The 21060-nt window shown below is 67.0% G+C and carries 19 protein-coding genes and 1 tRNA gene; 8 read left to right on the forward strand and 12 right to left on the reverse strand.

All coding sequences use genetic code 11. The features are described 5' to 3' along the window. Position 1: 1 nt before the first annotated feature. The 4 genes from atpD to ABIE19_RS09115 form a co-directional block, all read right to left on the reverse strand. Entirely contained in the window at positions 2-1537 is a 1536-nt protein-coding gene (atpD, locus tag ABIE19_RS09100) for a F0F1 ATP synthase subunit beta (protein ID WP_354088850.1), read from the reverse strand. Positions 1538-1574: 37 nt separating this feature from the next. Next, a complete protein-coding gene (locus tag ABIE19_RS09105) occupies positions 1575-2453 on the reverse strand; it encodes a F0F1 ATP synthase subunit gamma (RefSeq protein WP_292085412.1) in 879 nt (292 codons plus the stop codon). A 30-nt stretch (positions 2454-2483) separates the two neighbouring features. Then, the gene (gene atpA, locus ABIE19_RS09110) at positions 2484-4016 is read right to left on the reverse strand and encodes a F0F1 ATP synthase subunit alpha (protein WP_105563148.1); all 1533 of its coding nucleotides are present in this window, start codon (positions 4014-4016) and stop codon (positions 2484-2486) included. Positions 4017-4085: 69 nt separating this feature from the next. Next, on the reverse strand, positions 4086-4640 hold the full coding sequence (locus ABIE19_RS09115) for a F0F1 ATP synthase subunit delta (RefSeq protein WP_354088851.1): 555 nt from the start codon (positions 4638-4640) through the stop codon (positions 4086-4088). Positions 4641-4945: 305 nt separating this feature from the next. Here ABIE19_RS09115 and ABIE19_RS09120 point away from each other — a divergent pair, with 305 nt between their 5' ends. Next, positions 4946-5773 (forward strand): TerC family protein, encoded by an 828-nt coding sequence (locus ABIE19_RS09120; RefSeq protein WP_354088852.1) that lies wholly within the window; start codon positions 4946-4948, stop codon positions 5771-5773. Between the two features lie 26 nt (positions 5774-5799). After that, positions 5800-6588 carry a glutaminyl-peptide cyclotransferase gene (locus tag ABIE19_RS09125; RefSeq protein ID WP_435521147.1) on the forward strand — a complete coding sequence of 263 codons (789 nt, stop codon included), beginning with the start codon at positions 5800-5802 and terminating at the stop codon, positions 6586-6588. Between the two features lie 197 nt (positions 6589-6785). On the opposite strand, the gene ABIE19_RS09130 is transcribed toward ABIE19_RS09125, so the two are convergent. Beyond that, positions 6786-8948: a primosomal protein N' gene (locus ABIE19_RS09130; protein ID WP_354088854.1), complete on the reverse strand. Its 2163-nt coding sequence runs from the start codon at positions 8946-8948 to the stop codon at positions 6786-6788. 30 nt (positions 8949-8978) lie between these two features. On the opposite strand from ABIE19_RS09130, the gene fsa reads away from it, so the two are divergent. The 4 genes from fsa (at position 8979) to ABIE19_RS09150 (ending at position 11612) form a co-directional block, all read left to right on the forward strand. Further along, positions 8979-9632, forward strand: coding sequence for a fructose-6-phosphate aldolase (fsa, locus tag ABIE19_RS09135; protein WP_354088855.1), 654 nt, complete (start codon positions 8979-8981; stop codon positions 9630-9632). A 24-nt stretch (positions 9633-9656) separates the two neighbouring features. Next, the gene (locus ABIE19_RS09140) at positions 9657-10358 is read left to right on the forward strand and encodes a DUF484 family protein (protein WP_354088856.1); all 702 of its coding nucleotides are present in this window, start codon (positions 9657-9659) and stop codon (positions 10356-10358) included. Beyond that, the gene (locus tag ABIE19_RS09145; RefSeq protein WP_354088857.1) at positions 10340-11269 is read left to right on the forward strand and encodes a tyrosine recombinase XerC; all 930 of its coding nucleotides are present in this window, start codon (positions 10340-10342) and stop codon (positions 11267-11269) included. The genes ABIE19_RS09140 and ABIE19_RS09145 overlap by 19 nt, the downstream gene beginning before the upstream one ends. 85 nt (positions 11270-11354) lie before the next feature. After that, entirely contained in the window at positions 11355-11612 is a 258-nt protein-coding gene (locus tag ABIE19_RS09150; RefSeq protein ID WP_354088858.1) for a hypothetical protein, read from the forward strand. A gap of 4 nt (positions 11613-11616) precedes the next feature. Here the strand turns inward: ABIE19_RS09150 and ABIE19_RS09155 are convergent, their stop codons facing one another. Further along, positions 11617-12408, reverse strand: coding sequence for an SDR family oxidoreductase (locus ABIE19_RS09155; RefSeq protein WP_354088859.1), 792 nt, complete (start codon positions 12406-12408; stop codon positions 11617-11619). A 210-nt stretch (positions 12409-12618) separates the two neighbouring features. Here ABIE19_RS09155 and ABIE19_RS09160 point away from each other — a divergent pair, with 210 nt between their 5' ends. Then, complete coding sequence (locus ABIE19_RS09160) at positions 12619-13680, forward strand: hypothetical protein (RefSeq protein ID WP_354088860.1); 1062 nt, start codon at positions 12619-12621, stop codon at positions 13678-13680. An 81-nt stretch (positions 13681-13761) separates the two neighbouring features. Here ABIE19_RS09160 and lpdA read toward each other — a convergent pair whose 3' ends face one another. The 6 genes from lpdA to ABIE19_RS09190 all read right to left on the reverse strand — a co-directional run bounded on the left by lpdA (position 13762) and on the right by ABIE19_RS09190 (position 20596). Continuing rightward, positions 13762-15171, reverse strand: coding sequence for a dihydrolipoyl dehydrogenase (gene lpdA, locus ABIE19_RS09165; protein ID WP_354088861.1), 1410 nt, complete (start codon positions 15169-15171; stop codon positions 13762-13764). 178 nt (positions 15172-15349) lie between these two features. After that, positions 15350-18196 (reverse strand): TonB-dependent receptor, encoded by a 2847-nt coding sequence (locus tag ABIE19_RS09170; protein ID WP_354088862.1) that lies wholly within the window; start codon positions 18194-18196, stop codon positions 15350-15352. Positions 18197-18406: 210 nt separating this feature from the next. Beyond that, a complete protein-coding gene (locus ABIE19_RS09175; protein WP_354088863.1) occupies positions 18407-18859 on the reverse strand; it encodes a lipoprotein in 453 nt (150 codons plus the stop codon). A gap of 11 nt (positions 18860-18870) precedes the next feature. Then, positions 18871-19260 carry a hypothetical protein gene (locus ABIE19_RS09180; protein WP_354088864.1) on the reverse strand — a complete coding sequence of 130 codons (390 nt, stop codon included), beginning with the start codon at positions 19258-19260 and terminating at the stop codon, positions 18871-18873. Between the two features lie 208 nt (positions 19261-19468). Then, positions 19469-19543: transfer RNA gene (locus ABIE19_RS09185), tRNA-Gly, on the reverse strand. Between the two features lie 270 nt (positions 19544-19813). Continuing rightward, a complete protein-coding gene (locus ABIE19_RS09190) occupies positions 19814-20596 on the reverse strand; it encodes an SDR family oxidoreductase (RefSeq protein WP_354088865.1) in 783 nt (260 codons plus the stop codon). Positions 20597-20651: 55 nt separating this feature from the next. Here ABIE19_RS09190 and ABIE19_RS09195 point away from each other — a divergent pair, with 55 nt between their 5' ends. Continuing rightward, the gene (locus ABIE19_RS09195; RefSeq protein ID WP_354088866.1) at positions 20652-21056 is read left to right on the forward strand and encodes a YkvA family protein; all 405 of its coding nucleotides are present in this window, start codon (positions 20652-20654) and stop codon (positions 21054-21056) included. The last annotated feature ends 4 nt before the right edge of the window (positions 21057-21060 follow it).

The raw sequence follows: 21060 nt of genomic DNA on the forward strand, positions 1-21060 counted from the left end.
CTTAGGCTTCCGAGGCCATCTTGGCGGCCTTCTCGACGACTTCCTCGATGGCGCCGACCATGTAGAAGGCGGCTTCCGGCAGGTGGTCGTATTCGCCGTCGCAGATGGCCTTGAACGAGCGGATGGTGTCCTTCAGCTCGACGAACTTGCCGGGCGAGTTGGTGAACTGCTCAGCCACGAAGAAGGGCTGCGACAGGAAGCGCTGGATCTTGCGGGCGCGCGACACGACCAGCTTGTCGTCTTCCGACAGTTCGTCCATGCCCAGGATGGCGATGATGTCCTTCAGCGCCTTGTACTGCTGCAGGATTTCCTGAACGCGGCGGGCGACGGTGTAGTGCTCTTCACCGATGACCAGCGGGTCCATGATGCGCGAGGTCGAGTCCAGCGGGTCCACGGCCGGGAAGATGGCCTGGGCGGCGATGTCGCGGTTCAGAACGGTCGTCGCGTCCAAGTGAGCGAACGAGGCGGCGGGCGCCGGGTCGGTCAGGTCGTCGGCGGGAACGTAGATGGCCTGGACCGAGGTGATCGAGCCCTTCTTGGTCGAGGTGATGCGCTCTTGCAGGTTGCCCATCTCGGTGGCCAGCGTCGGCTGATAGCCCACGGCCGAGGGGATGCGGCCCAGCAGAGCCGACACTTCCGAACCGGCTTGGGTGAAGCGGAAGATGTTGTCGACGAACAGCAGCACGTCCTTGCCTTCTTCGTCGCGGAAGTACTCAGCGATCGACAGGCCGGTCAGGGCGACGCGGGCGCGGGCGCCGGGCGGCTCGTTCATCTGGCCGTAGACCAGGGCGCACTTGGAGCCTTCGGTCGAGCCGTTGTTCTTGGCCGGGTCCACGTTCACGTTGGACTCGATCATCTCGTGATACAGGTCGTTGCCTTCGCGGGTGCGCTCACCCACGCCGGCCAGAACCGAATAACCGCCGTAGGCCTTGGCGATGTTGTTGATCAGTTCCTGCATGGTCACGGTCTTGCCCACGCCGGCGCCGCCGAACAGGCCGGTCTTGCCGCCCTTGGTGTAGGGGCAGATCAGGTCGATGACCTTGATGCCCGTGACCAGGATTTCCGCCGAGGTCGACTGTTCGTCGAAGGTCGGAGCTTCCTTGTGGATCGGGCGGTATTCGGTGGTCTTGATCGGGCCGGCTTCGTCGATCGGCTGGCCGACGACGTTCATGATGCGGCCCAGGGTGCCCGGACCGACCGGCGCCATGATCGACTTGCCGGTGTCGACGACGGGCTGGCCGCGCGTCAGACCTTCAGTCGTGTCCATCGAGATGGCGCGGACCATGTTCTCGCCGAGGTGCTGGGCGACTTCCAGAACCAGGGTGAAGGGCTCGCCCGTCTTCTGGTCGACGTTCTGGGTTTCCAGGGCGCTCAGGATGGCCGGCAGGGCGCCGTCGAACTCAACGTCGACGACGGCGCCGATGACCTGGGCGATACGGCCCGAGCCTGCGACGGCGGCGGCTTTCGGAGCGGCGGCCTTCTTGGGAGCGGCCGGCTTCTTGGCGGCGGGTTTCTTGGTGGCGGTGGCGTCGGTCATGGGGTGCGTCCGGTTCGGAATATCGTGTCGGTCGGGATCAGAGCGCTTCAGCGCCGGCGATGATCTCGATCAGCTCGGTGGTGATCTGGGCCTGGCGTTTACGGTTATACTGCAGGGTCAGGCTGTTGATGAGGTCGCCCGCGTTGCGCGTTGCGTTGTCCATCGCGGCCATCTGCGCGCCGAAGAAGCCGGCCTGGTTCTCATACAGAGCGGCCAGGATCTGCGTCGTCAGGTTGCGCGGCAGCAGGGTCTCGAGGATTTCCTCTTCCGAGGGCTCATACTCATAGACCGCGCCGTTCAGGTCGATCGGTTCCGCGTCGCCTTCGACGACGGCGGGGATCAGCTGGCTGGCGGTCGGCACCTGCGAGATCACCGACTTGAACTGGCTGTAGAAGAGGGTGACCACGTCGGCCTGACCGTCTTCGAAGCTCTCGGCGATCAGTTCGGCGATCGGCTGCGCGGCCGGCAGGCCCAGGACCTTGTGCTCGCTCAGCTCGAAGGACTTGACCACCTTGTCGCCGAACAGGCGGGTCAGGGGATCACGCGACTTCTTGCCGACGGCGATGACGCGAACGTCCTTGCCCTGGGCGATCAGGCTGTTGATCCGGTCGCGAGCGGCGCGGACGACGTTGGACGAGAAGCCCCCCGCCAGACCCTTGTCCGCCGTGGCGACCACGATCAGGTGACGCTGGTCGGCGCCCGTGCCGGCCAGCAGTTTCGGCGCGCCGTCGCCCGAGACGCCGGCGGCCAGGTTGGCGATGACCGAGGCCATCCGCGTCGCATAGGGGCGGGCGTTCTCCGCCTGCTCCTGGGCGCGCTTCAGCTTGGCCGCGGCGACCATCTGCATGGCTTTCGTGATCTTCTGCGTCGCTTTGACGCTTCCGATCCGATTGCGCATTTCCTTGAGGCTGGCCATCCGGCGCTACTCTCGCTCTCTGGTCAGATCTTAGGCGAAGGTCTTGGCGAAGGCGGCCAGGACGTCCTTGAGCTCGGCTTCCAGTTCCGGCGTCAGAGCCTTCTTGGTGCGGATGCCTTCCAGCAGCGAAGCGTGGTTCGAGTGGACGCGGGCCAGCAGCTCGCTCTCGAAGCGGCCGATGTCCGACACAGCCACGTTGTCCAGGTAGCCGCGCGTGCCGGCGTAGATGGACACGACCTGCTCTTCGACGGCCAGCGGCGAGTACTGCGGCTGCTTCAGCAGCTCGGTCAGGCGGGCGCCGCGCGCCAGCAGCTTCTGGGTCGAGACGTCCAGGTCCGAGCCGAACTTCGCGAAGGCGGCCATTTCACGATACTGGGCCAGCTCGCCCTTAATCGAACCGGCGACCTGCTTCATGGCCTTGATCTGGGCGGAGGAGCCGACGCGCGACACCGAGATGCCGACGTTCACGGCCGGACGGATGCCCTGATAGAAGAGGTCCGATTCCAGGAAGATCTGGCCGTCGGTGATCGAGATCACGTTGGTCGGGATGTAGGCCGAGACGTCGTTGGCCTGGGTTTCGATGATCGGCAGAGCCGTCATGGAGCCCGAACCGTTGTCTTCGTTCAGCTTGGCCGAACGCTCCAGCAGGCGGCTGTGCAGGTAGAAGACGTCGCCCGGGTAGGCTTCACGGCCGGGCGGACGGCGCAGCAGCAGCGACATCTGACGATAGGCCACGGCCTGCTTGGACAGGTCGTCATAGACGATCAGGGCGTGCATGCCGTTGTCGCGGAAGAACTCGCCCATGGCGGTGCCGGCGAACGGCGCCAGGAACTGCAGCGGGGCCGGTTCCGAAGCCGTGGCGGCGACGACGATGGTGTATTCCAGAGCGCCCGACTCTTCGAGCGTCTTCACGATCTGGGCCACCGTCGAGCGCTTCTGGCCGATGGCGACGTAGATGCAGTACAGCTTCGCCGACTCGTCTTCCGACTTGTTGACGTTCTTCTGGTTCAGGATGGTGTCGATGGCGATGGCGGTCTTGCCGACCTGACGGTCGCCGATGATCAGCTCGCGCTGGCCGCGGCCGACGGGGATCAGGGTGTCGATCGCCTTCTGGCCGGTCTGCATCGGCTCGTGCACCGATTTGCGGGGGATGATGCCCGGAGCCTTGACGTCGACGCGACGACGCTCGGTGAACTGGATCGGGCCCTTGCCGTCGATCGGCTCGCCCAGCGGGTTGACGACGCGGCCCAGCAGGCCCTTGCCGACCGGCACGTCCACGATTTCGCCCAGGCGGCGGACTTCATCGCCCTCGGCGATGGCGGCGTCCGCGCCGAAGATCACGGCGCCGACGTTGTCGCGTTCCAGGTTCAGGGCCATGCCCTTCACGCCGGCCTTGGGGAATTCGACCATTTCACCGGCCTGGACGTTGTCCAGACCGTGAATGCGGGCGATGCCGTCGCCGACCGACAGCACTTGGCCGACGTCGGAAACGTCGGCTTCGACGCCGAAGTTGGCGATCTGCGACTTGAGGATGGCCGAGATTTCGGCGGCGCGGATGTCCATGGTGGGCTCTCTGGCTTTCGTCTTCGGTGCGGGCCCGCTGGCCCGGCTTTGATCTTGAATGGAGGTCTTTTAAGCGCGCTTGAGGGCGAACTTCATCTGGTCGAGCTTGGTCTTCAGCGAGGCGTCGAACAGCTTCGAGCCGACCTTGACCTTCAGGCCGCCCAGGATCGACGGATCGACGCGGGCGGTCAGTTCGGGATCGCGGCCCAGCGACGCGCGCAGGGCCGACTGAATGCTCTTGGTCTGGGCCGCCGACAGCGGCAGGGCCGAGACGACCTCGGCGGCCACGACGCCCGTCGCCTTGGCGTGCAGGGCCTGGAAGCCGGCGATCACGCCGGGCAAGTCGCGGGCGCGACCGTTCTGGGCCAGCAGGCCGAGGAACTTCTTGGTCGTCGCGTTGAACTTCGCCTTGTCGGCGATAGCCGCCAGGCCCTTGGCCTGATCTTCGGCCGAAATGACCGGCGACTGAGCCAGGCGGCGCAGGTCCGCGCTGTCCAGCCAGGCGGCCTTCAGCGAGGCGAGATCGCCGCGCACGGCGTCGAGCGCCCCCGTCTCTTGCGAGAGGTCGAACAGCGCCTGAGCATACCGTTCGCCGACTTCCGTCGTTCTGAAATCGTCCGCCACGTAATAAAGGTCCGCGATTTGAAGCGTTTGGGTTCGAGTCCGGCCGCGAATCCTCGCGCCGGCCAAGGGCTTGATTTGCTTGAACAAAGCACGCTTGGGACACATCTATCGATGCATCCTTCGCTAAAGCCGCGCGGCTGATAGCATGCAAGGCCCCCGGTCGCAACCGACGGGAACGGAACGATAAGGTCGCACCTGCGCTCTTTCGACGGCGCGGGGTGCGACGATGACGCCCTCGATCCCCGCTTGCCGCGACTTCACGCGCCCGTTACCGCTTAAGGCCTACACCACAATCTGGAACCCCGATGCTTGAAAGCATAACTCCCCTGCTGAGCGATCCCGCGGCATGGGCCGCCCTCGTGACCCTGGTCGTCATGGAAGTCGTCCTCGGCATCGACAACCTGATCTTCATCTCGATCCTGTCGAACAAGCTGCCGCCCGAGCATCGCCAGCGCACGCGCCGCATCGGCATCGGCCTGGCCCTGATCATGCGTCTGGGCCTGCTGGCCACCATCGGCTGGATCGTCGGCCTGACGGCGCCCGTCTTCGACCTGGGCTTCCACGGCGAGACCTTCGACACCGCCTTCTCCTGGCGCGACCTGATCCTGATCGCCGGCGGCCTGTTCCTTGTGTGGAAGGCCACGAAGGAGATCCACCACGCCGTCGACACGACCCCGTCGAACGACATGCTGGAGAAGGACAAGAAGGACGTCGTCATCAACAACGTCGGTTCGGCCATCATCCAGATCATCATGCTGGACCTGGTCTTCTCGGTCGACTCCATCCTGACCGCCGTCGGCATGACCGACCACGTGCCGATCATGATGGTCGCCGTCGTCGTGGCCGTCATCGTCATGCTGCTGGCCTCGGACCCCCTGGCGAACTTCATCGACAAGAACCCGACCGTGGTCATGCTGGCCCTCGGCTTCCTGCTGATGATCGGCGCCGTCCTGATCGCCGACGGATTCGGCGTCCACGTGCCCAAGGGCTATATCTACGCCGCCATGGCCTTCTCCGCCCTGGTTGAAGGATTGAACATGTGGTCGCGCAACGCCCAACTCAGAAAGACCAAGGCCGAGGAAGCCGCCAAGGCGGACCTCAACAAACGGGAAACCGCGGAGCCCGGCGTCTAGGCGTGCGTATCGGGCCGGTCCTGGCGATGCTGCTGTCGGCGCTTCCCGCATCGACGGCGGCCCAGTCGCCGGGGCCGGCCGCCTCCGCTCCTTCTCCTCAGGCTCCCCAGACCCGGCCCCCGGTCTACGGCTATGAGGTGGTGCGGACCTTCCCCCACGACCCGACCGCCTTCACCCAAGGCCTGGTCATCCGCAACGGCGTGCTGATCGAAAGCACGGGTCGCAATCCCTCCAGCGTTCGTCGCGTGCGGCTGGAAGACGGGGTCGTGCTGCAGACCCACGAACTCGCCCCCGAATACTTCGGCGAAGGCCTGACGGAGATGAACGGCCGCGTCATCAGCCTGACCTGGACCAACGGCGTCGGCTTCGTCTGGAACGCCGCCGACCTAAGCCAGACCGCCCGCTTCGCCTATGCGGGCGAAGGCTGGGGCCTGACCCACGACGGGACGCGGCTGATCCTGTCGGACGGCTCGCCCGCCTTGCGCTTCCTCGATCCCGCCAGCTTCGCCGAGACGGGCCGCGTCCCCGTCACCCTGAACGGCCGTCCATTGCCTCAACTGAACGAGTTGGAATGGATCGACGGCGAGGTCTGGGCCAATGTCTGGCAGACGAACTACATCGTCCGCATCGACCCGGCTTCGGGCCATGTGGTCGGGATCATCGACCTGACCGGACTGCTGCCCGCGGGCCAGGCCAAGGATCCGAACGACGACGTCCTGAACGGCATCGCCTGGGACGCCGAAAGCCGCCGCCTGTTCGTCACCGGCAAGAACTGGCCCAGCCTGTTCGAGATCAGGCTGACCGGGCCGCGCTGAACTCTCCCCTCTTCCGGCGGGAGAGGGCTTGAGCGCCCGCAAGCGCAGCGCGCGGCTGCGCGAAAGGGTAAGGGGCTGACCCTGCCTTCGGCGCTAGCCGTCTCATCGCTCGGAGAGGCAGCTTACGCTGACGGACAGGGCCGCCCCTCATCCGACGCTGCGCGCCACCTTCTCCCATCGGGAGAAGGAAGGGTTTTCTACAGGAAACTGTAGGGGTCCACGTCCACGGTCAGCCTGACGGAGGCCGGAACCTTCACCCGCGCCAGCCAGGCGCGCAGGAAGGCCTGCAGGTTCACGTCGCGATCCGCCCGGACCAGCAGGCGCTTGCGACGACGCCCGCGCACCAGGGCCAGGGGCGCGTCGGCGGGGCCGTAGACCTCCAGCCGCTCGGCGTTGGGAATGGCCTCGGCCAGGTCGCGGGCCGTCTTCTCCACCGCCATGGCGTTCTCGCTGGACAGGATCAGGGCGGCCAGGCGGCCGTAGGGCGGCAGGGAGGCCGCCTCGCGCTCGGCCATCTCCGCCTCGACGAAGGCGTCGCGGTCGCCCGCCGCCAGGGCCTCCAACACCGGATGCTCGGGCGTCCAGGTCTGTAACAGAGCCCGCCCCGGCCGATCCGCCCGCCCCGCTCGCCCCGTCGCCTGGGCCAGAAGTTGATAGGTGCGTTCGGCCGCGCGCAGGTCGCCGCCGCGCAGGCCCAGGTCCGCGTCCACGACCCCGACCAGGGTCAGGCGCGGGAAGTTGTGCCCCTTGGCCGCCGCCTGGGTCGCGACCAGGATGTCGATCTCGCCGTCCGCCATAGACTGGATCAGGGTCCGCGCCGACTTGCCGTCGGGAACGGTGTCGGAACTGAAGACGGCGGTGCGGGCCTGGGGGAAGAGACCCCGCACCTCCTCCTCCACCCGCTCGACGCCCGGCCCCACGGGGACCAGCGTGTCCTCGGCCCCGCACGACGGACAGGTCTTGGGCTTGGGCATGGAGAAGCCGGTCAGGTGGCAGACCAGCCGCCCGGTGTAGCGATGCTCGACCAGCCAGGAATCCGTGTCCGGCGCCGTCAGCCGATGCCCGCAGGCCCGACACAGGACGACAGGCGCATAGCCCCGCCGGTTCAGGAACAGCAGGCTTTGCTCGCCGCGCGCCAGGGTCTCGCCGATCGCCTCGCGCAGCGACTGGGACAGCCAGGTCTGAGGGTCCGGCGGCCGGTCCCTCAGGTCGATCAGACCGATCTCCGGCAGGACCGCCGCCCCGTGCCGCGCCGCCAGCTTCAACCAGCGATAGCGCCCCTGATGGGCGTTCCACAGGGTCTCCAGCGAAGGCGTGGCCGAGGCCAGGACCACCGCCGCCCCCTCGATCCGCGCCCGCGCCACGGCCAGGTCGCGGCCGTGATAGACCAGCCCTTCCTCCTGCTTGAACGAGCCGTCGTGCTCCTCGTCCACCACCACCAGACGCAGGTTGGCGTAGGGCAGGAACAGGGCCGAGCGCGCGCCGACGACGATGTTGCAGCGCCCGGCGACCACCGCCTCCCAGACCTGACGACGACGCGGCGGAGCCACGCCCGAATGCCACTCGGCCGGCGCGGCGCCGAAGCGGGCGGTGATGCGCTCGATCACCGCCTGGGTCAGGGCGATCTCGGGCAGAAGGATCAGGATCTGGGCCGTGGGATCGGCCCGCAGAGCCTGCGCCGCCGCCTCCAGATAGGCCTCGGTCTTGCCCGAGCCCGTCACCCCGTCCAGCAGGAAGGGCGTGAAGCCGCCCGCCGTCACGGCCTCGGCCACGGCGACGGCGGCTGCCGCCTGATCCGGGTTCAGGGCGGCCGGCGCATGATCGGGATTGGGCGGATCGAAGGCGGCGACGGCCTCGATCTCGACCACCTCCAGCACGCCCTCGTCGACCAGGCCCTTGATCACGCCGGAAGAGACGCCGGCCGTCCGCGCCAGGTCGGGACCCGGCATGGCGCGGGCTCCCAGGGCCTCCAGCACCGCCGTGCGCGCCGCCGTGGGGCGGGCGGGGTTGCGCCCTTCGACGCGACGGACCCGCCGCTCGGGCCGGGGCCGGGGCGCACGCAATCCCTTGAGCGCGGTCGCCGCCATCTCGCCCGGCGGGCTGAGGGTCCAGCGCGCCGCCCATTCCACGAAGTCCAGCGTCCGCTCCGGCAGGCGCGGATCGTCCAGCACCTGATCGATCGCCTTCAGCCGCCGGTTCGAGCCGATGGTCTCGAACACCTCTGCCGCCACGCCCCGGATCAGGCGCGGCCCCAGGGGCACAGCCACCTGGTCGCCGCGCACGACCGTCTGCCCTTCCGGGACCTCGTAATCGAAGGCCTCGGGCACCGGCAGGGGAATGAGGACGGAGGCGACTTTCACCACGCGTCCCAAAGGGCTAGAAACCCGGTCATGAAACTCTTTCTCGACACCGCCGACGTCGCCGTCATCAAGGACATGCTGCCCACCGCGATGGTGGACGGCGTCACCACCAATCCGTCGCTGATCGCCAAGTCGGGTCGGAACATCGCCGAGGTCATCGCTGAAATCTGCGCCCTGGTCGAGGGGCCGATTTCCGCCGAGGCCGTGGCGACCGATTTCGAGACCATGGTGAAGGAGGGCGACAAGCTGGCCGCCATCGCCCCGAACGTGGTCGTCAAGCTGCCCCTGACCTGGGACGGTCTGCGCGCCACGCGGGCCTTCGCCGACAAGGGGATCAAGACCAACGTCACCCTCTGCTTCTCGGCCGCCCAGGCCATGCTGGCCGCCAAGGCGGGCGCGACCTTCATCTCGCCCTTCGTCGGTCGTCTGGAGGATCACGGCGCCGACGGCGTGGGCCTGCTGGAGGAGATCCGCGCCCTCTATGACATCCATGATTTCGATACGGAAATCCTGGCCGCCTCCCTGCGCAATCCCAACCATGTGACCGCCGCCGCACTGGCCGGCGCCGACGCCGCCACGCTGCCGGCCGACGTTTTCAAGGGCCTGGTAAAGCACCCGTTAACCGACAAGGGGCTTGATGCCTTCCTGGCCGACTGGGGCAAGACCGGTCAGTCCATCCTGTAACGACGACCCCGAAAGAGGTCCTGCTTGAGCACTTCCCTGGACCTCTCTTCGGATCACGCCGAGGGCCTTCACTGGCCCGAGGTGCGGGCCTGGCTGAACGCCCATCCCGATCGCCTGCTGGACGACCGCACCCTGCTGGAAGAACTGGGCCTGCGCGCCGCCGGCCGCAACGTGGTCGATTTCGGCCGCGCAGCCCTGGCCCGGCTGGAGGCCGTGGTCCAGCGCGAGGCGGACGCGCGCAAGCAGATCGAAGAGATCGCCCGCGCCAACTTCGCCGCCCAGACCCAGACCCATGTCTCCGCCCTGGACCTGATGGAGGCGACCAGCCACGCTGAACTGTCGCGCCAGTTGGACGCCACGGCCCAAGGCCGGTTCGGCCTGGCCGGAGGCGCGGTCGCCATCGAGAAACCCGGCGCCGTTCCCTTCGGCTGGCGGGGGCTGGAGCCCGGCCGCGTCGACGCCCTGCTGGGCGACGACGGCCTGGAATGGCTGGGCCCCAACTTCACAGGCCTGAACCTGTTCGGTCCGGCCGAGGGCGAGGTCAAGTCCGTGGCCCTGGTGCGGATGAAGCTGCATCTGCCGGAATCCCTGGCCCCGCGCGCCGCGCTGTGCGCCTTCGGTTCATACGAGGACGACGGCTTCACCCCGGCCATGGGCTGCGAGCTCGTGGCCTTCATCACCCGCGTGGTCGAACGCATGGCCGAGCGATGGGCGCTTCCGGCCTGACCGCCGACCAGGCCCTGTCGGCCTGGCTGGAACATCTGGCGCATGAGCGCCGCCTGTCGCCGCGCACCCTGGAAGCCTATGGCCATATCGGGCGGCTGTATGTCGCCTTCCTCGCGCGCCATCGCGGCGGTCCCCTGTCCGCAACGGAGTTGGGCGACGTCACGGCGGCCGAGGTGCGCGCCCATCTGGCCGAACGCAGAAGCGGCGACCGCCCCCTGAACGCCCGCTCGCTGAGCCAGACGCTCGCCGCCATTCGCGGCTTTCACGCCTTCCTCGACCGGCGCCTGGGCGTGTCCGCGCCGCAAATGGCCCTGGTGCGCGGCCCGCGCGTCAAGCCGTCCCTGCCCCGTCCCGTCACCGAGGATCAGGCGCGCGGCCTGCTGCAAGAGCCGGAAGCCGATCCCGACATGGAACCGTGGGAGGCCGCTCGCGACCGGGCGGTTCTGACCCTGCTCTATGGTTGCGGCCTGCGGATATCGGAAGCCCTGTCCCTGAAGCGGTCGGATGCGCCCCTGCCCGAGTCCCTGCGCATCCTGGGAAAGGGCGGCAAGACGCGGATCGTGCCCGTCCTGCCCCAGGTCCAGGCGGCGACCGAGGCCTATCTGGACGCCCAGCCCTTCGTCCTCGATCCCGAACAGGCCCTGTTTCGAGCCCGTCGCGGCGGCCCGCTGAGCGCGCGCCACGTCCAGGCGACCGTCCAGAGACTGAGGGGGCGGCTGGGCCTGCCCGCCTCCGCCACGCCCCACGCCCTGCGCCACAGCTTCGCCACCCACCTGCTGGGGGCGGGCGCTGACCTGCGCTCGATCCAGGAATTGCTGGGCCACGCCAGCCTGTCCACCACCCAGAAATACACCCAGGTCGACGCCGCCCGCCTGCTCGCCGCCTACGCCCAGGCCCACCCGCGCGACTGACTGGTCAGCCGCAGGGAAGGCCGCCTATTCTCCACGTAGGTAAGATCAACGGGGGGGGGGGGGGGGGGGGAAGAATTGCAACGACATGGGCTCGCTGGTCCGCCGTCGCGTCGCTCCGCCCTGTCCCTCCGCCCTGTCCTTGGTCCTAGCAGGCCTGGCCGGCTGCGCATGGCCGGCGCCCGTCTTCGGCCAGACCGCCCCGCCCGTCTCCGACGCCGTTCCGCCTGACGACGAACAGGCGCGTCTTCTGGAAACCCTGCTGACCCGCATGGGCGTCGAGGTGAACCTGGGTGATGGACGCGCGCGCATCATGTTCGGAAGCGCGCGGCGGCGCTCAGCCTGAATCCTCAGATCGACTTGACCGCCCCGCCGTCCACCCGGATCAAGGAGCCGGTGACATAGCCCGCCAAGGGGCTGGCCAGAAAGGCGGCGACAGCGCCGAACTCTTCCGTCGTACCGATGCGGCCGGCGGGGATGGACTTCACCGATTCAGCGCGCGCCTCGGCCGGGTCGACGCCCGTCGCAACGGCGCGGGCGGCGTCCAGACGCTCGATGCGCGGCGTGTCGATGCGGCCCGGCAGAAGCGTGTTGACCGTCACCCCGTTGGCCGCGACCTCGCTCGCCAGGGTCTTGGCCCATGCCGCCACCGAGGCGCGCAGGGTATTGGACACGCCCAGGGTCCCGACCGGCTCGATCACGGTGATGGAGGCGACGTTCAGGATGCGCCCCCAGCCCATGGCTCGCATTCCCGGCAACACCCGGTCCGTCAGGCGAAACACCGACAGCACCATGGACTCGAAATGTTCACGCCAGACCGAAGGCTCCAGCCCGTCCACGCCCGACGGCGGCGGCCCGCCCGTGTTGTTCAGCAAAATCTGGATCGGCCCGCCCAGGGCGGCCTCGGCCACATCCACGGCCTTCAGCAGACCTGCATGATCAGCCAGATCCGCGGGGGCGATCACCGCCCGGCCCGGCCCCATGGCGTTCAGTTCATCCGCCACGGCCTGGAGCTTGACGGCGTCGCGCGACAGCAGGGCCACATGCGCGCCCTCGGCCACCAGGGCCGTCGCCACGGCTCGTCCGAGGCCGCTGGACCCGCCGCAGATCAAGGCGCGCTTGTCGGTGAGTTGAAGGTCCATGAGGGGGATCCGCTGCTGATAAAAGATCTGGAAAGGACATGGTTGCGCGAGGGCGAGATTGCGAGGCCTCGCGAGCACGTCGCCGTGCAAGATCAGCTACAGCCCCGCACGGGAAGCTGATAGCTTAACGTTATGCGGACACCTTCGCCTCTGGCCATCGCAACCCTCAGCATCGCACTTGGTCTGACCGGCTGCACCAAGAGCGAACTTGTGTACGAGGCGACCGTTCAGACACCGCTCGGCGCCGTGAAAACCGCGTGTCCGGTTCCTCTAGCCTATTCAAAACATCATGGGCTGATTGCGTTTGGATGCGACGACGGGCGTCTGCCGGTCATTCGCTTCAACGCGCCCGGTCGCCTGATCGCCGACGCCTTTCTGTTGGATGCCGCCGCGATAGAGGACACCGAGGCCAGTCTGAGCATACAGGGGTTCCGCCCCGCCGGATTGGATGGCGGTCCCGCCTCCCTGATGTCGATCGACCTTCTCGCAGGGACCGTATCCGTCGAGGAACTCGACGGCGCGCAGGATGTCGATGCGATCGAGGTCAATTCCGCCGGTGACTGCTTGCTGGCGGCGCGCTCCGACCGCCACCGTCATGACGACTACAAGATCACCGCCCACGACCTGAGGGGGCGATCTGTTCGCGATGCGATCAACCTCCCGCCTGACCTTCAAATCGGTGTCACCGGGAACGAAGCCAGCAGCATCGGCCGCCTCGTCCTGGGTTTCACGCGATGCCTGATCGGTCCCAGCGGACGGCCCGTCGTGCTTTTGACGCGCATTCAACCTGTCGCAGGCGGGGCCGCATATAGCCTGGAGCTTCACACGGGCGGCGCCGAGCCGCTGCGCATTCATCAGGCGAAAGGCGATTTGAGGGTCTTGTCCCGCCATGCAGGCTATCGGCTGGCTCTGATCGACGGCGAAACGGGACGCCTCGGCCTGCTTGATCTGTCGGAACCCGCCCCTCTACTGACCTTGGTCAAGTTCGATGGCCGCTGGCTCCATTACGATCAGGTCGACGGGACGGGGGTCGTCTTCCGAGGAAGCGGCGCCCCGGGGGCTGATGGACGAGGCCCCTTGGTCTTTGTCCGCTGCGATCCCGGCAAGGCTGAACCCGTCTGCCATGACGACGAGATGATTTCGCAGTCGGCCACCGAAGCCTATGCAGCCGGTGCGGGCGGGCCGGGATCGGGCGTGTTCATCAACTATACCGAAGTGTCCGTTTCCCCTCAGTCGACGCGCTATACGCCTCGATTGCGCTGGCTGTTCTGAGTCGTTCCGGCGTCCCCCAACGAAAACGGCGCGCCCCTTGCGGAGCGCGCCGTCATGAGTTCGGTCCGAAGGCTGAGGGCCTTAGGCCTGCATGGTCCAGCCTTCGACGCCCATGGCCGCCTGACGGACGGCCTCCGAGCGGGTCGGGTGGGGGTGGCAGGTGCGGGCGATGTCTTCCGAGGCGCCGCCGAAGGCCATGGTCATGCAGGCTTCGCCGATCAGTTCGCCGGCCTGCGGGCCGTAGATGTGGACGCCCAGGACCTTGTCGGTCGCCGCGTCGGCCAGAACCTTCACGAAGCCCTCGACCTCATGGTTGATCTTGGCGCGGCTGTTGGCGGCGAAGGGGAACTTGCCCTTCTTGTAGTTGACGCCCGCGGCCTTCAGCGCCTCTTCGGTCTTGCCGACCCAGGCCACTTCCGGGGTGGTGTAGATGACCGAGGGCACCAGGTCGTAGTCGACATGGCCCGCCTTGCCGGCGATGGTCTCGACCACGGCCACGGCGTCTTCCTCGGCCTTGTGGGCCAGCATCGGGCCGTAGGTCACGTCGCCGATGACCCAGACGCCCGGCGCCGAGGTCTTGAAGTGGTCGTTGGCGATGAAGCCGCGCTGGTCCGGCGTGACGCCGACCGTCTCAAGGCCCAGGCCCTCGGTGTAGGGGCGACGGCCGATGGCGACCAGGACCACGTCGCCCTTGAGGATTTCAGCCTCGCCGCCCTTGGCGGGTTCAAGCGTCAGTTCGACGCCGTCCTTGACCGACCTGGCGGCCGTGACCTTGGTCCCCATGCGGAAGGTCATGCCCTGCTTGGTCAGGCCGCGCTGGAAGGCGGTGGCGACCTCGGCGTCCATGCCGGCGCCGACCTTGTCCAGGAACTCGACCACCGTGACCTGGGCGCCCAGGCGACGCCAGACCGAGCCCAGCTCCAGGCCGATGACGCCCGCGCCGATGACGATCAGGTGCTTCGGAACCTTGGGCAGGAAGAGGGCGCCGGTGCTGTCGATGACCTTGCCGTCCTCGAAGGCGACGCCCGGCAGGGGGGTCGGCTCGGAGCCGGTGGCGATGATGATGTTCTTGGTCTCATAGGTCGTCTTGGCGCCGTCGGCGGCCTCGACCTCGACCTTACCCTGGCCGGCGATGCGGCCGCGGCCTTTCAGCCAGTCGACCTTGTTCTTCTTGAACAGGAATTCGATGCCCTTGGTCAGGGCCTCGACGCTGTCGTCCTTGGCCTTGTGCATCTGGGGCAGGTTCAGCTTGGGCTTCACCTCGATGCCGATGCCGGCGAATTCGGTATTGGCGGCTTCGTACAGTTCCGAAGCGTGCAGCAGGGCCTTGGAGGGCATGCAGCCGACGTTCAGGCAGGTGCCGCCCAGGGTGGAGCGCATCTCGACCACGGCGGCCTTCAGACCCAGCTGGCCGGCGCGAATGGCGGCGTTGTAGCCGCCCGGCCCGCCCCCGATGATCACCACGTCGTAGGTCTGGGAAGCGTCGGCCATGAGGTCCTCTGATCGTTCAGGCGCAGGGTTCGGGAAACGGCGCGGACACTAGCGCCGGCCCCGGCGGGGTCAACCGCCGCCATTCATATAGGCCGGGACCGCGTCCAGGGCCATGCCGACCAAAGGCAAAAGGCCGGGCGTCGCCGCCCGGCCTTTCCGTCTGGTCGCCGAAGGACGATCAGTACTTGAAGCGCACGCCCATGAAGACGTTGTAGCCGAACTTCTCATACTCGTAGGTCCGTTCCTTGACGCCGTAGTAGCGGACGCCGGCGGTGTCGGTCAGGTTCTTGGCTTCCCCGAACACCTCTACCCCGTTGCCGAAGTCGTAGCTGGCGGTGAAGTCCAGCTGCCCGCGCCCCTCGACCCACAGGTCCAGGCCCGGCCTTTCGGCGTTGATCGCCTCCAGATAGTCGCTGCGATGGGTGTAGGAGACCCGGGCGCTGAGGCCGGCGCGCTCATAGAAGAGCGCCAGATTGTAGGTCGTGTCCGACTGGCCCGGCAGGGTGAAGGTGTCGCGACCGGCGAAGGAACGGCCGGTTTTGATCTCGGCGTCCGTCAGGGTGTAGTTGGCGAAGACGCCGAACCCGGAGGCCCAACCCGGCAGGAAGTCGAAGGTCTGCTGCCAGTTGAGCTCGATGCCCATCAGGCGACCGTCAGGCGCGTTCAGGGATTCGGTGATGTCGGCGACGCCCGTCGGCGAAGGCGCATAGGGCGCGCCGTTCGTGACCAGGGTGAAGCGGTAGTCCGACAGATCCTTGTAGAAGGCGTTGGCGGAGATCACGCCCAGCGGCCGCAGATAATATTCCAGGCCCAGGTCGACATTGTTCGACAGGGTCGGCTTCAGGTCCGGATTGCCACGCGAAATCAGGGTTCTGATCTTGCTCCCGCCGCCCGTATCCTCAGTCTCTCTGGTTTCCAGGATACGCGGCACGACGTCCGTGTAGTCCGGACGCGAGATGGCGCGCGTCAGGGCGAAACGGCCAATCAACTGGTCGCTGAAGCTGTGGCGCAGCGTCAGGTTCGGGAAGAAGTCGGTTTGATCACGATCGACCGTGATCTTGACCGGAGCGCCGGTGTTCGGAACGTTGAGCGCCGAGCCTTCGAAATCCGTCTTCTCGATCCGCAGACCGACCAGGACATTCGTCGCTCCGACATCGAAACGGGCCTGACCATAACCGGACAGAATGTCTTCATTGGCGGTGTAGTCGGCCGTGAGCGACTGCGGCATGCGGCGCGCTGCGGCGCTTTTCGAACCAGCCACGGCGGCGCGGGCCAGATAGTCGCTGACCAGATCGTGGTTCAGCTTGAAACCCAGGTTGTAGTCATAGTTGCGCGACAGCTGATCGCTGAGCAGCGACGCCATGGTTCCCGGGTCCAGCGGCGCCGGCTTGTCGCTCGAACGGTGGCGGAAGCGCTCTTCGTCGGCGACGACGTCCCGCGTACTGTACTTGCCGCCGAACTTCAGCGTCACTTCGCGGCCGGCGATGACCGTCGGCAGTTCGAAATTCGTCTTGAACGAAACGTCTTCCTGCTCGGTGTCGTTCGAACGGAAGGTGTTCTCGCGGAACGAATATTTGGCGGGGTTCCGATAGAAGCCGCTCGCATCGGCGAAGGCCGAATAGGTCGGCCTGTAGTGGTCGGTCGTGTCGTAGCTCAGAGTCTGCGAATCCGAGCGGAAGACCAGTTCGTCGCGATGCGGATAGGTCTGCTCGCTTCGAGCCCAGGACAGGGCGGCGTCCCAGACAGCCCCGTTGTCGAAGGTGCGCTCCAGACCCGTGCTCAGGGTCGTGATCTGGTTGTTCTGGGTGCGGTGACGCAGGGCCTTGTAGATACGCGCGCCGGTGAAGGTCGCCGCGCGGTCGGTGGCGCCGGGCTGGATCTTCCCGTCCGCATAGCCGAAGCGCAGGGTGTCGCGGTACTCGTCGTCCTCGAACTCAGCGTAGGAGCCGCGCAGCCAGGCGCGCAGGCCTTCGCTGGGCCGCCATTCCAGGGCGCCGGTCAGGGCCTGGCGCGTCCGCTGGGTCTCATAGTCCTTGAACAGGGTCTCTTCGATCAGATAGCGGCCGGCGTCCTTGTCATAGACCCAGGCGTTCTCGACGTTGTCGGGACGGCGGTTGGTTTCCGAATAGCTGAGCGACAGCAGGGCGCCGAAGCTCTGGTCGGGGCCGAAGACGTTGGAGATGGTCGCGCCCGCGCGGGTGTCCGAGCCGCCGTAGTCGTTGTAGCTGCCGCCCGCATAGCCGCTGACGGCCAGGCGGCGCTTGTCGAAGGGCGAGCGGGTCTTGATATCGACGGCGCCGGCGATGGAATCGGCGTCCTGGGCCGGGGTCAGGGTCTTGGAGACCTCGACGGTCGAGACGATGTCCGACGGCAGGGTGTCCAGGTCCACGGCGCGAGTCGTCGGGCTGACGGCCGGAACGGCGACGCCGTCCACCGAGACGGCGGTGAAGGCGGCGGGCGCGCCGCGCACGTTGATGTAACGGCCTTCGCCCTGATCGCGCTGGATGGCGACGCCTTGAACGCGTTGCAGGGATTCCGCGACGTTCGGGTCGGGATAGCGGCCGATCGCGTCCGCCGAGAGGATGTTGACCGTGCCGTCGGCGTTCTTCTGCTGGTTCAGCGAACGGGCCACGCCGTCGGTGATGACGCCCGTCACCACAACGTCGGCCACGGTGGTCACATCGTCGCCGCCCAGGGTCACCGTCACCTGCGACGGACGGCCCGGCGACACGGAAACCAACTGGCTGGCGTCAGGCAGGCCGATGTAGCGCACGTCCAGCGTCACGTCGCCGCTGAGGCCCGGCAGGCTGAACTCGCCCTGGGTGTTGCTGACGGCGCGACGGCCGGAGCCCCGCACGATGATTTCCGCGCCCGGGAGAGGCGAACCCGAGGCGTTCACTACGCGACCGAACAGGCCGTCGCCGGCCGGTTCCACGGCGGCGCTCGGCGCCGTATCCGCCGCCTGGGCGGTCATGGCGAAGGCCAGCGGCAGGAAGGCCGCTCCAACAAGAAGGCGCAGTTTCATTTCAGTCATCCCCGTTCGCCGGAATCCCTGTCCGGTCATGGGGGCGCTGGCTAACGGCGTGCGACGACGCGCCCGCGACGATTTCGCGAAAAGGAATCTGCGAACGGACCACAGTCCCGCGACAATCCGTCCAGAACCGGATGGATCGTCATGAAGACCAAACGCCATCGTCGCGTGATCGCCACGATGAGGTTGATGGAGAACTGAAGCCTATCGTTTCGCGATCGCGTTCAGAACCGCCCGCTCCAAGGTTCCCAGGCTGGAGCACTGGGTGTCCGTGACCCGGCCGTCCCATGCGCTGATGCGTCTCTGATGATATCGGGCGTTCACCGTCGCCTTCACGCCCGACGCCGTCTCTCGCACGAAAACATTGAGTTCGACGGAGCCGTTGATCGGGGCCAGCATCGCCGCCGCCCCGCAATCGGCATAGGAGGACAGTTGATAGCCCTGGTCGTACACCCGCTCGGCGGTCAGGATGCCGCTGTCCTTCTCGATCGTTCTGATGGAGATGTTGCTGGACGCGAAATACTCGACCAGGTTCGACCAGGCCGCATCCTTGGACAGGGCGATATCGCGACTGTTCTCCAGGGGAATATAGGCCGGAGCCGTGACGCAACCGCTGAGACCGAGGGCCAGCCCCGCGACGAATAGCATCTTCTTCATTGTCAGCGTCCTCAGGGATGAAGCGGTGCGCCGGTCTGAAGCGCCGCGCGTTGCTGTTGAACCAGGGCGCGGAGATCCACGCCTGCAGGACAGGCGAAGCCCGCCTCCCATCCGCCCGGAGCGATCAATCTGACTTCCGTCACCGTGCAATCCACCGGTTCGAGAAACTGCGCCGCCGCGATCCGAATGAGTTCCTGACCATCATAGTTCGAGGTCTGCATGACGCGCCGCTGGATCAGAAGCGTGTCGTCCTTGGGATGGACATAGATCGAGAACTGCGCGTGCCCCATTCGCAACAGGGCGTCGGACAACTCCACGCCGTAGGAAAGCAACCTGCCCGTCGACGCGCAGCCGCCCAGGATCAACACGGCCGCCGCCGCAGCCAAGACCCGACTCTTCATGCCCGTCCCCACCATGCGCCCGCGCCCCTTCGGAACGAGCCCCAGACTGTTCCTGTTCGCAGATCGAACAATTCTCAAGGCAATTTCGTCGCCGAGAACAAAGAGCCTGCATCGCGCTGGAAATCCGTCTGGCCTGACACTGGTTGACGGCCCGAAACGCGAAACGGGGTCCGACCTTGCGGCCGGACCCCGTTTTCCGATCTCGACATGGAGCGGGCGAGGCGATTCGAACGCCCGACCCCAACCTTGGCAAGGTTGTGCTCTACCCCTGAGCTACGCCCGCACTCCGTAGGGAACAGTGTGCTGCGCCCCGTCGAGGAGGGGGCGTATAGCGGACCTTCTTCGGATCGCGCAACCCCCTTTTTCGTTTTTCCTTCAATCGGCCGATCTTTTTCGAATAGCCCTGAAACTTCACACGAAAACGGCCCCCGGAACGTCCGCAAGGACGCCCCGGGGGCCGGTTCAAAACGCCGCCGTCGCTACCTCCTCGCGCACCCGCTCAAGCAGCGAGCCGCCGCGCGGCGAGCGATAGCGGCCCCAGCCGCGCTGAGGATCAGCGCGGCGCCAGACGAATAGCCCCGTCCAGGCGGATGCATTCTCCGTTGATATAGGTGTTCTCGGCCAGGTGCAGGGCCAGGGCGGCGTAGTCGGCCGGCGTGCCCAGGCGCTTGGGGAAGGGGATCATGGCGGCCAGGGCGTCCTGCACCTTCTGGTCCATGCCGGCCATCATCGGCGTCCACATGATGCCGGGCAGGATGGTGTTGACCCGCACGCCCTCGTTCATCAGGTCGCGCGCGACCGGCAGGGTCATGGCGTAGACGCCGCCCTTGGAGGCCGAATAGGCCGCCTGGCCGATCTGGCCGTCCTGGGCCGCGACCGATGCGGTGTTGACGATCAGGCCGCGCTCGCCGTCCTCCATGGGCTCCAGCGTCACCATGCCCGCCGCCGATTGCGACAGGACGCGGAAGGTGCCGAACAGGTTGATCGAGACGGTGCGCTCGAACTGGGCCATGTCGTGGGCGCGCGGTTCCTGGGTCTCGCGGTTGCGCGACACGGTCTTCTGGCCAGTGGCGATGCCGGCGCAGTTGACGGTCAAGCGTTCCTGGCCATGGGCGGCGCGGGCTTTCTCGAACCCTGCCTTGACGCTGTCGTCCGAGGTCACGTCCACCTTGCAGAAGACGCCGCCGATCTCCTGGGCGATGACCTCGCCGCGCTCTTCGTTCAGGTCGAACAGGGCGACCTTGACGCCCTTGGCCGCCAGGGCCCGCGCCGTGCCTTCGCCGAGGCCGGAAGCCCCGCCCGTCACCACCGCCGAAATCGAACCGTCGAGTTTCATGGAAATCGTCCCTATATTCCTGTGAACCGAGTGCTTGCGCGAGGATTTAGCGGGCATGACCGCCAAAGCCAAACCGGCGTCGCCCGAGAACGCCATCGACCCGAACAAGGCCCTGGTCCCCACCGTCCAGAAGGTCAATGAAATGCGCGTCCGCAAGGGCTTCTGGCCCAAGATCCGGCGCACGGCCGCGCGCATCCCCTTCGCAGGCCAGGCCCTGGCCGCCTGGTACGCGACCCAGGACCCGCAGACCCCGATGGCCGCCAAGGGGATCATGCTGGGCGCCCTGGCCTATTTCGTCATGCCGGTCGACGCCATTCCCGACGTCTTCGCCGGGATCGGCTTCACCGACGACGCGGCGGTGATCGCCGCGGTCCTGGCCACCCTCGGCGCCCATGTGAAGCGCCGCCATCATGAACAGGCAGAGGCGGCGCTGAAGAAGGTCCGCGACGACGCAGGCTAGGCTT

It is taken from the genome of Brevundimonas faecalis, from assembly GCF_040549405.1.
GTDB lineage: Bacteria > Pseudomonadota > Alphaproteobacteria > Caulobacterales > Caulobacteraceae > Brevundimonas > Brevundimonas faecalis.

What these genes read in the sequence shown, in the direction of transcription:
- atpD (WP_354088850.1), bottom strand. Translation starts at nt 1,537, where the DNA reads ATGACCGACGCCACCGCCACCAAGAAACCCGCCGCCAAGAAGCCGGCC.
- ABIE19_RS09105 (WP_292085412.1), bottom strand. Translation starts at nt 2,453, where the DNA reads ATGGCCAGCCTCAAGGAAATGCGCAATCGGATCGGAAGCGTCAAAGCG.
- atpA (WP_105563148.1), bottom strand. Translation starts at nt 4,016, where the DNA reads ATGGACATCCGCGCCGCCGAAATCTCGGCCATCCTCAAGTCGCAGATC.
- ABIE19_RS09120 (WP_354088852.1), top strand. Translation starts at nt 4,946, where the DNA reads ATGCTTGAAAGCATAACTCCCCTGCTGAGCGATCCCGCGGCATGGGCC.
- ABIE19_RS09125 (WP_435521147.1), top strand. Translation starts at nt 5,800, where the DNA reads ATGCTGCTGTCGGCGCTTCCCGCATCGACGGCGGCCCAGTCGCCGGGG.
- fsa (WP_354088855.1), top strand. Translation starts at nt 8,979, where the DNA reads ATGAAACTCTTTCTCGACACCGCCGACGTCGCCGTCATCAAGGACATG.
- ABIE19_RS09145 (WP_354088857.1), top strand. Translation starts at nt 10,340, where the DNA reads ATGGGCGCTTCCGGCCTGACCGCCGACCAGGCCCTGTCGGCCTGGCTG.
- ABIE19_RS09150 (WP_354088858.1), top strand. Translation starts at nt 11,355, where the DNA reads ATGGGCTCGCTGGTCCGCCGTCGCGTCGCTCCGCCCTGTCCCTCCGCC.
- ABIE19_RS09155 (WP_354088859.1), bottom strand. Translation starts at nt 12,408, where the DNA reads ATGGACCTTCAACTCACCGACAAGCGCGCCTTGATCTGCGGCGGGTCC.
- lpdA (WP_354088861.1), bottom strand. Translation starts at nt 15,171, where the DNA reads ATGGCCGACGCTTCCCAGACCTACGACGTGGTGATCATCGGGGGCGGG.
- ABIE19_RS09170 (WP_354088862.1), bottom strand. Translation starts at nt 18,196, where the DNA reads ATGAAACTGCGCCTTCTTGTTGGAGCGGCCTTCCTGCCGCTGGCCTTC.
- ABIE19_RS09175 (WP_354088863.1), bottom strand. Translation starts at nt 18,859, where the DNA reads ATGAAGAAGATGCTATTCGTCGCGGGGCTGGCCCTCGGTCTCAGCGGT.
- ABIE19_RS09180 (WP_354088864.1), bottom strand. Translation starts at nt 19,260, where the DNA reads ATGAAGAGTCGGGTCTTGGCTGCGGCGGCGGCCGTGTTGATCCTGGGC.
- ABIE19_RS09190 (WP_354088865.1), bottom strand. Translation starts at nt 20,596, where the DNA reads ATGAAACTCGACGGTTCGATTTCGGCGGTGGTGACGGGCGGGGCTTCC.
- ABIE19_RS09195 (WP_354088866.1), top strand. Translation starts at nt 20,652, where the DNA reads ATGACCGCCAAAGCCAAACCGGCGTCGCCCGAGAACGCCATCGACCCG.